Origin of the sequence: Filifactor alocis ATCC 35896, assembly GCF_000163895.2 — a bacterium.
In the GTDB taxonomy this organism is placed as follows: Bacteria; Bacillota; Clostridia; order Peptostreptococcales; family Filifactoraceae; genus Filifactor; species Filifactor alocis.
In genome coordinates this window covers 142,985-156,170 of record NC_016630.1, presented here as the reverse complement: position 1 = coordinate 156,170, position 13,186 = coordinate 142,985, and the positions used below count along the sequence as shown (strand labels likewise).

Below are 13,186 nucleotides of genomic sequence, written 5' to 3'. Positions count from 1 at the left end.
CTAAAAATATTTCAATCACTATATTACAGTAAACAAGGATCTACATTATAGTTTCCTGTAAAACAAGCATTACAAAATATATCTCTATTTTCCAAATCACTCGCTCTATACAATCCGTCCAAAGAAATAAATGATAAAGAATCTGCTCCTATGATTTCTTTTATCTCTTCTACAGAGTGTTGCGATGCTATCAGATTGTTCCTGGATGGTGTATCAATTCCATAATAACATGGATATTCAACCGGCGGAGAAGTAATTCTCACATGTACTTCTGTAGCTCCTGCATCCCTCAAATTTTGAATTAAATTTCTGGAAGTCGTTCCTCTTACAATAGAGTCATCTACCAAAACAATTTTCTTTCCTTTTACAACATGATATTGAGGATTTAATTTCAATCGAACGGCAATTTCTCTTTCTTCTTGCGTCGGCTTGATGAAAGTTCTGCCCATGTATCTATTTTTTACCAAACCTTCTCCAAGCGGAATCGCGGATGCTTGTGAATAGCCAATCGCAGCCGGATAACCTGAGTCCGGAACCGGAACTACCAAATCTACATCCACCGGAGATTCTTCGTATAATATTTTTCCTGTTCTCCATCTGAATAAATATGCATTTACTTCTTCCAAGTTAGCGTCATTTCGTGCCAAATACACATGTTCAAAAATACAGAACGAATGCTTTTCTTCTTTGTCTTTCAACCTGTGTGATACAAATCCGTTCTCTCCGGTTACAACAATTTCTCCCGGTGTTACATCTCTATCAAATGTCATCCCGAGAATATCGCCTGCAGCATTTTCTGAAGCAAAAATATATTCTCCATTTTTATGTCCCATAACCAAAGGTCTAAATCCGTTTGGATCTCTTACTGCAATCAATTTATCTTGGTACATTAAAATAAAAGAATAAGCTCCTTCCAAATAGCTTGCTGCCTTCTTTACAGCTTTGATAATATCTCCATCATAATACCTTGCAATAAGATATAGAATCACTTCTGTATCCGAATTTGTTTGAAACATCATTCCTTCTTCTTCAAGACGAGTTCTTAACAATTGATGGTTGATTAAAGAACCGTCATTGACAATAGAAAGTTTCTCTCCCTTTGTAAAACCAAAAAACGGCTCTCCTGTCGCATTGACAGAAGTAGATGCCATCGCATATCTGACATTTCCGATTCCGATATTTCCGGTTGTAGAATCCAATACATCTTCTTTCATAGAGTCAATTACCAAACCCGAATGTCTTACTCTAACGATATCTTCACCTGTATTAACGGCAATCCCGCAACCTTCTTGTCCTCTATGCTGTAAAGAATTCAAACCATAAAACAGTTTTCTGCTAACATTTTGTGTGCTTTTTATCCCCAAAATTCCTGCCAATGTAATCAACCACCCCTTAATTTGAACTTAACATAATTTACCTATCATACAAAATACTTACCTTTTAACGAATGCTATCCAAAAACTCTTTTTCTTTTCTCAAAGTATCTGTTTCCATATCCTTTTTATATTTTTTCATCTTGTCCGCAAGTTCCGCATACTTCAATGAAAGTATTTGACATGCCAAGATAGCGGCATTCTTTGATCCGTTAATTGCAACAGTAGCAACCGGTACTCCGGGTGGCATTTGAACAATAGATAAAAGAGCGTCCATACCTTCTAAAGCGGATGATTTAATAGGAATTCCGATAACCGGCTTACAAGTTTTTGCTGCAATAACACCCGGTAAATGTGCTGCTTTTCCTGCTGCAGCAATATAAACATCAATCTCATCATCATACTTCTCGATAAAAGAATCCAATTCTACTGATGTTCTATGAGCAGACAAAGCTCTAATCTCAAAAGGAACTTCTAACATATTCAAAAACTCACACGCTTCTTTCACCTTATCGTAATCAGATACCGATCCCATAACAATTGCTATTTTCATTATTACTTCTCCTTTTTGTTTTCCGTATATATTTCGTATTATCCATATATATCATACGATTATATGCGAACTATGATTTGTATTAATAAAGTTAATATTTATATATTTCACTATAACGAAAAAAATTAAAAAAATCAACATTTTAAGCACATTTATTATTAAATTCTAAAAACGATTTTGTTTTTTAATAAAATATTTTTATCCTTCGACCTTATTTCATATTCAATATTACAAATTAAGTCTTAAATTGCAATATCAAATTGAACTAATTCCTCATTATCATCTAAAAGTCCTAAGTTATTTAGTTCTTCTATAAAAACTTCTATAGGAGTGCGGTAATTTAGGATTTTTCTTGGCAAATTGTTCATCCAATTCATTATCTTTATATAGTGTTCTTCTTCATAATCATTTAATGATTTTCCTTTCGGTAGAAATCTTCTGATTAGGCTATTGTGCTTTTCATTTGTTCCTCTTTCCTGGGGATTATTGGGATGACAGTAATAGATGTTTCCTATATATGTTTTTTCAAGTTCACATAATTTCGCAAACTCTAAGCCGTTATCACTTGTTATGCTTCTAAATATTTTTTGTGGTTCCTTCAATCTGTTCAATGTGTTCTTTAATGTTTCATTTACTATGGATGCTTTTCTTCTGTTTAATTTTAAGATTAGTTCCATTCGACTTTTTCTTTCTGTTATGGTTATTAATGATGCTTCTTCTTTGTTTTTCTTTGGTATTACTGTATCTATTTCCCAATTTCCAAATGTTTTTCTTGTTTCTATTTCTTGCGGTCTTTCTTCTATACTTTTTCCAAGTTTTCTTTTGTTTTCTTTTACTCGTTTTTTAGCCGGTTTTCTTTTCACTCTTAAGGGCAAATCAATAGATTTTATTCCTATTAGACCTATATCTACATAATTGTATAATGTCTTGGTGCAGACTCTTTGACCTTCATATAGCTTATTTAACTTTGCATATCCACAAATTGCATCTAACGACCATTTTTCTTCATTAAACTTTTGCTTTACAAAGTCTAAATATTTGCTACATTTCAAGGCTTTAAATTTCTTTTTGCAATTTTTTCGATTCTTCTCATATACTAACTTACCTGTATCCGGATAATATACTTGTACATCATGTATTCCTTTTATTTGAGTTACTGTACCTCTTTTTAACTCATTTCTTATGGTGTTGGATGCTCTACGAAGTTCTTTTGCTATTTTGTATGCTGAATATCCTTTATTATGCAGAAGTTGAATTTGTCCTCTTTCGAAATCGTTTAAATGTTTATTTTTTCTTGAATTTGCTGTAGTATTATTATATTCCATAGTCATCACCTTTGGTTTTTTTGTTTTGTGGTGATTCAATTATACCAAACGTGATTTTCTATGGAATTTTTTTAGTTCATTTTCATTTTACAATTAACCTTACAAATTAAGTTTTTACACACAAAAAGCACTCTTTTCAAAGTGCTTTTTTCCATCATATAGAATTCAACTTTACAGCAAATATGTTCCCTGTCTATTATCAAAATATGTTCCCTGTCTATTATCAGAATGTTTTTTCCATTGATTTTGTGTTGCTTTGCCATATTTTATATCGTACATTGATTTCACCACCATAATCAGCAGTAGGTCCAATCTTAAATTTAAAATCTTGTTGTTTCTTGGAAACTTCTTTTACCAATGTTCCTTCTTCTCCCTGCTTAATCACTAAATCAGACTCATCAATTGACACATTTACTTTATTATCTCCAACGTTTTCGACCCAAAAAATAACATATTTCCCATCTGATTGTTGAAGAGAGTATTCCGGTCCCAAAGAAGTTCCTTTAAATTTCCCATGAGAAATATCTACTTTATTTTCAGTACTTTCACTTTTATCTGGAGAAATTATGTTGCTATCCACATCCGTTGCATTTTGATTGCAAGAAGAAAGCATTATCCCTACCGGTAAAAAAACTCCTGCCAAAATAGTTCTATGTTTCATGTTTCCCTCCTAAGTTAAATGTTATTAATAACATTTTTCTATTGATAACTTAATTTTGCTATCTATATGATATCACATGAACTCTAAATCTCATAAGAAAATTATCCTCTTTTTGACAGAGATACAAAATTATAGTGTTACAATTGAACATCATAAATAGAAATATTTTAAATACTGTATTTTATATTGTATAATAAACATAAGCAAATTAATTTTTTAAGAAAGAAGTGATATTTATGATGAATCCGGAAATGGAAAAATTTTATTCCATGATAAAAAACTCCAATAATATTGTCTTTTTAGGGGGAGCAGGTGTTTCAACAGAGAGTAATATACCGGATTTTCGGAGCAATACCGGACTCTATAATATGCACATTGGAAATTTTTCAGCAGAAGAAATTTTGAGCAGTCCATTTTTCTTTGAACATACCAAAGAATTTTATGAATTCTATAACGATAAAATGATTTACAAGGATGCCAAACCCAACAATGCCCATCTTGCACTTGCAAAATTAGAAGAATTAGGAAAGTTAAAAGCGATTATTACACAAAATATTGATGGACTTCATCAACTGGCAGGCTCCCGAAATGTTCTTGAACTGCATGGAAGTGTTTTGCATAATCATTGTACAGGTTGTGGAAAATACTATTCTTTGGATGATATCTATCCTATTTCTGACATTCCATTCTGCAAAGACTGTGGAAATATCATCAAACCCGATGTTACGTTGTATCAAGAGGCTTTGAATATGTCTGTTTTTGAAAAAGCAATCTACTATATTGAACATACTGATATTTTGATAGTAGGCGGAACGTCCTTAGTAGTATATCCTGCTGCATCACTCGTACGTTACTACAAAAACAACAAACTTGTTCTCATTAATCGTGATGAAACTACCTATGACTCTATGGCAAATCTTATCTTCAGAGACAGTATCGGCGATGTTTTGAGCAGGATAGTATCTCAACTATAGAGTTGTTTTCAATTTTGAATATCAAAAATCGAAACTCTCTATTAACAACAAAACTATTTCTATGTAAAACAAGTAAAATCAACTACAGAAATGCTGATTTTTATGCTCAATCAAGTAAATGATGATAGCACAAAATATATCCCATAGCCGTTAAATCCTTTAACTGATATAACAAAAATTTTTCATCAACCTCATGGATATATTGAGGTATTCGTCAATTCATTGCTTTCAACATACAAAAAACCGGAGATTGATAATCTCCGGTTTTTTATGAATAAGAAATGAATAGTTTATCATTTATTTTGCATAGTCAACAGCTCTGGTTTCACGGATAATGCTGACTTTAATTTGTCCCGGATACTCCATTTGCTCTTCAATTTGTTTTTTTACATTTCGAGCTAATAATGGTAAGTAATCATCATCTATCTTATCCGGTTTTACCAAAATTCTAACTTCTCTACCCGCTTGGATTGCATAGGATTTATCTACGCCTTCAAAGCTATTAGAAATCTCTTCCAGCTTTTCTAGTCGTTTTATATACGCCTCTAATGTTTCTCCTCTTGCTCCAGGTCTTGCTGCAGAAATTGCATCTGCTGCTGTTACCAACACTGCTTCCACTGTTCTTGGCTCATAATCTCCGTGATGTGTAGACATCGCATGAATTACTTCTTCAGATTCTTTGTATCTCTTCAATAAATCCATTCCAATCTCTACATGAGTTCCTTCGATTTCGTGGTCTAATGCTTTTCCGATATCATGCAACAAACCTGCTCTTTTAGCAATCTTAGCATCTGCGCCAAGTTCTGTCGCCATAATAGAAGTAAGATGTGCAATTTCAATAGAATGTTTTAGAACATTTTGACCATAACTTGTTCTAAAATGCAACCTTCCCAATAATTTTACCAATTCCGGATGAAGACCGTATACTCCTGTTTCAAAAACAGCCTTTTCTCCTTCTTCCTTCAAGATTACCTCAATCTCTTCTTTTGCTTTTTCCACCATTTCTTCAATACGTGCCGGATGAATTCGACCATCAGAAATCAATTTTTCCAGTGCAATACGAGCAATTTCTCTTCTAATCGGATCAAAAGCTGATAATACAACTGCTTCCGGAGTATCATCAATAATAAAATCTACCCCTGTCAAGCTTTCCAATGTTCTGATATTTCTTCCTTCTCTTCCGATAATTCTACCTTTCATTTCATCATTAGGAAGGTTTACTACACTAACTGTAGTCTCTGCCACATGGTCAGCTGCACATTTTTGAATCGCATAAGATACGATTTCCCTTGCTTTTTTATCTGCTTGGTCTTTTGCCTCAGCTTCCATGTCCTTAATCATTACTGATAGTTCTCGACGAACATCTTTTTCAACATTGGAAATAATTTGTTCTTTTGCCTCTTCTACTGTCAAATTAGAGATATTCTCCAATTTTTCAAGTTGTTCCGCTTTGATATGTTCCACTTCTTCTTCCCTGGACTCTACTTCTTTTACTTTATCAAAAAGCTTTGTTTCTCTCGCTTCTAATTGACTCATTTTTTTATCCAAAGTAGCTTCCTTTTGAATCACTCGATCTTCGAACTTTTGCAACTCTATCCTACGTTCCTTGTATTCGCGATCAGCTTCCTGTTTGATTCTATGGGATTCTTCTTTTGCTTCCAGAAGTTTCTCCTTTTTCATTGCTTCAGCATCTTTAATTTTTCTTTTCGCATCGCTCTTTATACTCTCAGCTTGCTCATTTGCTTTTGATATAATCTGATCCGCAACAGTTTCTGCTTGCTTTAGCTTTCCTTCTGCTATATTTTTTCGAATAATATATCCAATCAACAACCCAACGAGTCCAAAAAGAGCACCTACTATAATTGTAATCGGTTCGATGTTATCCACCTCCTTTTCTTCTCGTTTTCACTTTTTATTCATTTCCAGTTAAAAAATATCTTAAAAAATCACAAGATACAGTTATATTCTAATCGTGATTAATTTTTATGTCAATGTAAATACTAAATTATTCTAAAAATTTTAATTTTTTATATTGAAGTTTTTTGTTTTTCAAATTATTTTTATCAATTATTCGATAATCGCATTTGCTGCTTTCTTCCGTAAAATATAGTTCTCTTTTGCAGAAGTTCCCAAATCCAACCACAATAATTCCATTGGTCGTGGTGCAACTTGAACCTCTTGCATATCCTCATCATACATCGCATTGACTTTGAGATATTCCGTTGGAACATTTGGACCAATCATCTCAATTTCATCATCTTTAAACAATCTGTTTCGAATCTCTACTTGAATCAAATTTTTTTCTTTATCATAATCTTTTACAACTCCTACAAAATCATAATTTCGAATGTAGGAGCTCGTTCCGTAGTTCTGATCTTTCCCTGTAGGTTTATCTTGATAGAAACCAGTTGTAAAATCACGATAACTTGCTTTTTTCAACTCGTCTAACCACTCCGGACGGAATTTATAATTTTGAGGATCTTTCAGATATTCGTCTAGTGCCATACGATATGCTCTTGTTACCGTTGCCACATAATATGCTGTTTTTACCCTTCCTTCTATTTTCAGACTTGTAATTCCCGACTCTACAATTTCCGGAATATATTCAATCATACATAAGTCTTTCGAATTGAAAAAATAGGTTCCATGCTCATCTTCCTCTACAGGATAATATTCTCCCTCTCTATTTTGTTCCATTAAAACATAATTCCAACGACATGGATGTGCACATTCTCCACGGTTCGCATCTCTTCCTGTCATATAGTTGCTAATCAGGCAACGTCCGGAATAAGAAATACACATTGCACCATGAACAAAAGATTCGATGTCCATATCTTTCGGAATTCTATCTCTAATCTCTCTGACTTCTTCAAAGGACAGTTCTCGTGCTGTAACAACTCTTTTTGCTCCTTGTTGATACCAAAATAAAGCACTTTGATAATTTGTGTTGTTTGCCTGTGTACTGATGTGAATCTCTAACTCAGGCACTGTTTGTCTTGCAATCATAAAAATACCGGGATCAGAAACGATAATAGCATCCACACCCATTTTATAAAGTTTTTTCAGATAATCTTCCAATCCTACCAAATCTTCATTATGAGGTATAATATTGCAAGTTACATAGACTTTTTTTCCATGGCTATGTGCAAACTCAATCCCTTCCTGCATAGATTCATCTGTAAAATTTTTAGATGCTACACGAAGTCCAAAGTTGGTTCCTCCGATATAAACCGCATCCGCACCGTATATAATTGCCATTTTCAGTTTTTCTAAATCTCCGGCAGGAGAAAGTAACTCAATTTTTTTCATCCCTATGTCCTTCCTTAATTTTTTAATCATCTCATTTTCTTTTCTTAGATTAACGCAAAGTCATTTCATCCTCCATTTTGATTGTTACTGCCATTCCATCCCCAATTGGAATCAGTGAGGTGTGAAATCTATTGTTTTCTGTCATCAAAAAAGACAGATAGTTGTTCATTCGTCGATAAATGGTACGATTTCTTTTTGTTACATCCAATTCACTCTTTTGACAAACCTCTCCTCTAAAAAGTACATTGTCAGAAACCAATATACCGCCTTTTTTGATATGAGGATAAATTTGATCAAAGAAAAATTGATATTGTGATTTTCCTGCATCAATAAAAGCCATATCATATATTGCGTCCCCTAAATCTATTCCTTCCGTCGCGTCGCTATAAACCACATCAATATTATTTGAATACTCACTTCTAGTAATAAAAGCTTTTGCTGTATCATATCGTTTTTGATTTCTCTCATAGGTTGTTACAGTACAGTCACCTTTTAGAATCCTGCAAAAATTTAATGCAGAATATCCAATCGCAGTTCCTATTTCCAAAATTTTTTTGGGCTTATGCAACAACAAAATTGTCTCCAAAAATCTAAGACTCTCCGGAGATATAATCGGTACATAATATTCCTTTGCATACTGTTCCATCTCACAAAAAAAAGAATCTTTAGTAGGAATATGTTCTTTTATATAATTTTCTACATGCTTTTCGACAATTTCCATATCAATGAATCCTCTATTCACATTTCAAATAATTTTTCTAAAATTTTCTACAATCATATCAACATTGATTTATTTTTTCAATCTTTTTAAATAAAGAAGTGAACATGACTTCCTGCAAGAATTATAAATCAGGCTCCATCATTTTCATGTCTTTATCCTACATTCTATCAATATATCATTTTATTTTAATCAACAGTTGCTTTTTAATCCAAATATTTCTTTTTATTTTCTAAATGTTCTTCATAAACTTTGGTATAGACCTGCTCTTTACTTCCGTCATTTTTTGTTAGAAAGAACAAATAGTCTGTATCAGCAGGCTTTAGAGCTGCTATAACAGAACTTTTCCCCGGATTACAAATCGCACCGATTGGCAATCCTTTTACACGATAAGTATTATATGGACTTTCTATTTTCAAATCTTTATACAACACTTTGTCTTTTCTTTCTATCAAAACATACTGTACTGTAGCATCAGATTGTAATCTCATTCCTTTTTTTAAGCGATTATGAAAAACAGAAGAAACAAGAGGTCTGTCTTTCTCTAACGCTACTTCTTTTTCAATAATAGAACCTAATATGACTGCTTGATGAATTGTAAATTCCGAATCTTTCAAAAGAGGTTGTAATTCCATGCGATACACTTTGTCAAATTCATCCAACATCGCAATAATCACTTCTTCTTCCGAAGTGTTTTTTTCAAAAAAATATGTGTTCGGATACAAGTACCCTTCCAAATTTTTCTGGGTCATCCCTCTTAAAAAAGAATACTGTTCTTCAAACAACTTCGGTTGTGATGCTAATTCCAAAAATTTATCTTTATCAACAATTCCGCTTTTTGCTAATCGTTCTGCTATTTGACCGATTTCAAATCCTTCCGGAACAATAATCTTTTCACCGAGATATATTTTCCCGTTAACCATATTATCTAATATTTCTTGAGATGACATGGATTTTGAAAAATGATATTTCCCAGCTTTAATATTCGTCAAATTATTCTTTTTCGCATACCTCAAAAAATCTTTTCCATTTCTAATCAACCCTTCAGATTCCAGCTGCTTTGATACAGTCTTTACATTAGAACCGTTTTCTACCTCAAAAAGTTGCATATTGGAATCTGTGCTGTCTACCGGAGATAAATCTGCTCTGAAAACACATCCTGTGAAGAAAACTATTGATAATAAAATCAATGTCAGAACTCTAAAAATATTACACTTCATACATAATCCCTTCTTCGTAACTATTCCATCTTCTTGTCTAAAAACAGTCGATACATACAAATACCCAATATTGTCTTTGCATCCTTGATTTCACCTTGATTGATTTTATTCAACAATTCGTCTAATGTAAATTCCTCCACCTCGATTTCTTCGTCTCCGTCCAGTTCCATTTCTCCTCTGTCTTTTGCCTTACCTATAAACAAATGTCCTAATTCATTTGTATATCCCGGACTTGGAAAAAATTCCACCATAGACTCAACTTCTGTAAAATGATATCCTGTTTCTTCCTTCAACTCTCGAATAATTGCTTGCTTTGGAGTTTCTCCCACTTCCAATGTTCCGGCAGGTAATTCCAATAGTTCCTGCTCCACAGCTTTTCGAAATTGACGAACTAAAACAATTTTATTTTCTTCTGTTACTGCAACACAACAAACACCGCCACGATGAGAAATCACTTCTCTTTGAGCATATCCTTTTCCTACAATTTCAACAGTATCAACCTTCAACTGTACAATTTTTCCACTGTAAATAGACTTGCTGTCAATAGTATTTTCTTTATTCATTGTAGTTCCCTCTCCTTTTGATTTTTGTGAAGTAATTCTGATGCATTTTCTAATGAAATAGGTGTTACATTTTCTCCAACTGTCATCTTTGCTATTTCTCTAATTCTATCTTCTTTCGTTAATGCATAGATATGTGTATTCATACTTCCCCGACTTTCTTCTTTGGCAACCAGCAAATGTTGTGCTCCAAAAGATGCAATTTGAGGTAAATGTGTGATACAAAGCACCTGTTTATATTGTCCGATTTCTTGCAACTTTTCACCGATTTGATTTGCAGCAACCCCACTGACACCTGTATCAATTTCATCAAAGATCATCGTGTCAATCTCATCTGTTGTGGAAATAATATTTTTTAATGCCAACATGAATCGAGAAATTTCTCCCCCGGAGGCAATTTTATGAAATGGTTTCGGTTCTTCTCCTGTATTGAAACTGATAAAGAATGATATCTCATCTATTCCGCTGTCCGAAAAAGATTTTTCAAAAAAACGAATCTCATACTTTGTATTTTTCAAATTAAGTGTACTCAACTCTTTTATCATTCTTTTTTCTAAAGAACTTGCAACTTTTTTTCTCTCTGATTGTAATATTTTTGCATATTGCAATAATCGATGTTCTAATTTTTCTCTTTGAACAAGGTAATCTTTCAATAAATCTTCCCTTTTTTCAATTTCATAAATTCTGTCACAAACTTCTTCGTAATATTGTTTTGTTTTATGATAATCGCCACCATATTTACGATATAACCTGGTTAGCAAATCCAATCTGGAAATAACATCGTCCAGCTGTTCTTCATCATAACTGTCTGCTACCATACATCTTCCCAATTCAACAGATATATCTTCTACCATATAGTATGCTTCCTGCAAAACCTCTCTGCAATTCAATGCAAAGTTACTATAGGGTTCTACAGAAGACAAAATAGAAATCGATTCATTCAATTGATTCATTGCATTTTGTTCATTTTTAGAGAGCAAAGAATATACCTCATTAAAAGAGTCTTGAATTTTTTCAAAATGTAACAGCTTTCTTTTTTCTTCCTCTAACTTCTCCAATTCTCCATCTTGTATCATTGCAGACTCAATTTCATCACGCTGATAATAAAGCAAATCCAGTTCTCTTGTTAGTTGACCGCTGTCTTTATGCTCGGAAAGTTTATCAATACGTTGTAACAATTCCATGTATTCTGTATATAATTTTGAATACTCCTGTTTTCTTCCTTGAATATGACTTTTACCAAAATTATCTAACAACTGAAGTTGCTTGTCTGTCTGAGTGATAGACTCATATTCATTTTGTCCGTGTATTGTAATTAAATCCATCATAACAGATTTCAAAACGCTAACAGGTACCATTCTGCGATTCATTCTGGAAACAGAACTCCCATCCTTTTGAAGTTCACGAGTTACAATGAGTTGACCATCTGTATCAATACCGATTTCAGACAACTCTTTCTCAATTTTTTTTGGTAAATTTTCTAATCTCAGTTCAATAATTGCCTTATCTTCACCATGACGAACAAATTCCTTGCTTCCTCTTCGTCCTAAACACAAAGAAATTGCGTCAATAATAATGGATTTACCGCTTCCTGTTTCTCCGGTAATTACTGTAAAACCACGATTAATATCAATATGCAACTGCGATATCAAAGCAAAATTTTCAATGTAAATTTCTTTTAACATAACATATCCTCTACATTATCTTCTTCATGAGATTGTGAAACCACCTTGTCGATGTCAATGATACAATCCTCATTTTCCGAAGAATCAAAGTACAATAAATACTCTATATTTCCCTTCGGTCCTCGTATAGGAGACCATGTCAGACCTAATATTCTAAAGTTATTTTCTTTTGCATATCCAACACACATTTCAATTGCCTTTTTGTGTTTGGATACATCTCGAACTACTCCGTTTTTTCCAACTTCTTCTTTTCCTACTTCAAATTGCGGTTTAATCAATGCTACACATTGAAAATATTCTTTCGAAAATGTTCTAAGTGTAGGAAATACCAATTTTAGCGAAATAAAAGAGACATCTATACTAAAAAAATCTATCTGTGAATCAACTTTTTCCGTTGTCAATTTTCTGATATTAGTGCGTTCCAAAACAACCACTCTATCATCATTTCGTAGTTTCCAATCCAATTGACCGTATCCTACATCTACAGAATATACTCGTGTTGCACCGTTTCGAAGCATACAATCGGTAAAACCTCCCGTAGAAGCTCCTATATCCATACATACTTTGTTTTCTAACGAAATAAGGAATGATTTCATGGCTTTTTCCAATTTCAATCCTCCACGAGAAACATACGGGATTACATCTTCTTTCACTCTAATTTCAGCATCTGCATCAATCATCATTCCGGCTTTATCTATGACACGGTTATCAACCAATACTTTTCCTGCCATAATATTCCTTTTAGCTCGTTCTCTGGAAGTAAAAAAATTTCTTTCCACCAACAAAATATCTAATCGTTGTTTCAATT

General features: G+C 33.2%; 12 protein-coding genes. 1 reads left to right on the top strand and 11 read right to left on the bottom strand.

What is annotated here, in order from left to right:
- Window positions 1-23: 23 nt before the first annotated feature.
- The 4 genes from purF to HMPREF0389_RS00655 form a co-directional block, all read right to left on the bottom strand.
- Window positions 24-1,376, bottom strand: a complete 1,353-nt coding sequence (gene purF, locus HMPREF0389_RS00670; RefSeq protein ID WP_014261814.1) for an amidophosphoribosyltransferase — start codon at window positions 1,374-1,376, stop codon at window positions 24-26.
- Between the two features lie 64 nt (window positions 1,377-1,440).
- On the bottom strand, window positions 1,441-1,926 hold the full coding sequence (gene purE, locus HMPREF0389_RS00665) for a 5-(carboxyamino)imidazole ribonucleotide mutase (RefSeq protein ID WP_014261813.1): 486 nt from the start codon (window positions 1,924-1,926) through the stop codon (window positions 1,441-1,443).
- A gap of 242 nt (window positions 1,927-2,168) precedes the next feature.
- Window positions 2,169-3,251 (bottom strand): IS30 family transposase, encoded by a 1,083-nt coding sequence (locus tag HMPREF0389_RS00660; protein WP_049770186.1) that lies wholly within the window; start codon window positions 3,249-3,251, stop codon window positions 2,169-2,171.
- 223 nt (window positions 3,252-3,474) lie between these two features.
- Window positions 3,475-3,912 carry a hypothetical protein gene (locus HMPREF0389_RS00655; RefSeq protein ID WP_014261811.1) on the bottom strand — a complete coding sequence of 146 codons (438 nt, stop codon included), beginning with the start codon at window positions 3,910-3,912 and terminating at the stop codon, window positions 3,475-3,477.
- Window positions 3,913-4,151: 239 nt separating this feature from the next.
- Between HMPREF0389_RS00655 and HMPREF0389_RS00650 the strand changes: the two genes are divergently transcribed.
- Entirely contained in the window at window positions 4,152-4,886 is a 735-nt protein-coding gene (locus tag HMPREF0389_RS00650) for an NAD-dependent protein deacylase (RefSeq protein ID WP_014261810.1), read from the top strand.
- A gap of 297 nt (window positions 4,887-5,183) precedes the next feature.
- Here HMPREF0389_RS00650 and rny read toward each other — a convergent pair whose 3' ends face one another.
- The 7 genes from rny to HMPREF0389_RS00615 form a co-directional block, all read right to left on the bottom strand.
- Window positions 5,184-6,773 (bottom strand): ribonuclease Y, encoded by a 1,590-nt coding sequence (rny, locus tag HMPREF0389_RS00645; RefSeq protein ID WP_014261809.1) that lies wholly within the window; start codon window positions 6,771-6,773, stop codon window positions 5,184-5,186.
- 180 nt (window positions 6,774-6,953) lie between these two features.
- Window positions 6,954-8,195 carry a peptidase U32 family protein gene (locus HMPREF0389_RS00640; protein ID WP_014261808.1) on the bottom strand — a complete coding sequence of 414 codons (1,242 nt, stop codon included), beginning with the start codon at window positions 8,193-8,195 and terminating at the stop codon, window positions 6,954-6,956.
- Window positions 8,196-8,244: 49 nt separating this feature from the next.
- On the bottom strand, window positions 8,245-8,916 hold the full coding sequence (locus HMPREF0389_RS00635; protein WP_014261807.1) for an O-methyltransferase: 672 nt from the start codon (window positions 8,914-8,916) through the stop codon (window positions 8,245-8,247).
- A 203-nt stretch (window positions 8,917-9,119) separates the two neighbouring features.
- Window positions 9,120-10,133: an endolytic transglycosylase MltG gene (gene mltG, locus HMPREF0389_RS00630; RefSeq protein ID WP_014261806.1), complete on the bottom strand. Its 1,014-nt coding sequence runs from the start codon at window positions 10,131-10,133 to the stop codon at window positions 9,120-9,122.
- Between the two features lie 20 nt (window positions 10,134-10,153).
- Window positions 10,154-10,696 (bottom strand): NUDIX hydrolase, encoded by a 543-nt coding sequence (locus HMPREF0389_RS00625; RefSeq protein ID WP_014261805.1) that lies wholly within the window; start codon window positions 10,694-10,696, stop codon window positions 10,154-10,156.
- A complete protein-coding gene (gene recN, locus HMPREF0389_RS00620; RefSeq protein WP_014261804.1) occupies window positions 10,693-12,378 on the bottom strand; it encodes a DNA repair protein RecN in 1,686 nt (561 codons plus the stop codon). The genes HMPREF0389_RS00625 and recN overlap by 4 nt, the downstream gene beginning before the upstream one ends.
- Entirely contained in the window at window positions 12,372-13,184 is an 813-nt protein-coding gene (locus HMPREF0389_RS00615; protein ID WP_041250903.1) for a TlyA family RNA methyltransferase, read from the bottom strand. The genes recN and HMPREF0389_RS00615 overlap by 7 nt, the downstream gene beginning before the upstream one ends.
- Between the last annotated feature and the right edge of the window lie 2 nt (window positions 13,185-13,186).

Excerpts from the sequence above, each read along its gene's own strand:
- purE (WP_014261813.1), bottom strand. The coding sequence starts at position 1,926 with ATGAAAATAGCAATTGTTATGGGATCGGTATCTGATTACGATAAGGTG.
- HMPREF0389_RS00655 (WP_014261811.1), bottom strand. The coding sequence starts at position 3,912 with ATGAAACATAGAACTATTTTGGCAGGAGTTTTTTTACCGGTAGGGATA.
- HMPREF0389_RS00635 (WP_014261807.1), bottom strand. The coding sequence starts at position 8,916 with ATGGAAATTGTCGAAAAGCATGTAGAAAATTATATAAAAGAACATATT.
- HMPREF0389_RS00660 (WP_049770186.1), bottom strand. The coding sequence starts at position 3,251 with ATGGAATATAATAATACTACAGCAAATTCAAGAAAAAATAAACATTTA.
- HMPREF0389_RS00650 (WP_014261810.1), top strand. The coding sequence starts at position 4,152 with ATGAATCCGGAAATGGAAAAATTTTATTCCATGATAAAAAACTCCAAT.
- recN (WP_014261804.1), bottom strand. The coding sequence starts at position 12,378 with ATGTTAAAAGAAATTTACATTGAAAATTTTGCTTTGATATCGCAGTTG.
- mltG (WP_014261806.1), bottom strand. The coding sequence starts at position 10,133 with ATGAAGTGTAATATTTTTAGAGTTCTGACATTGATTTTATTATCAATA.
- HMPREF0389_RS00640 (WP_014261808.1), bottom strand. The coding sequence starts at position 8,195 with ATGAAAAAAATTGAGTTACTTTCTCCTGCCGGAGATTTAGAAAAACTG.
- HMPREF0389_RS00625 (WP_014261805.1), bottom strand. The coding sequence starts at position 10,696 with ATGAATAAAGAAAATACTATTGACAGCAAGTCTATTTACAGTGGAAAA.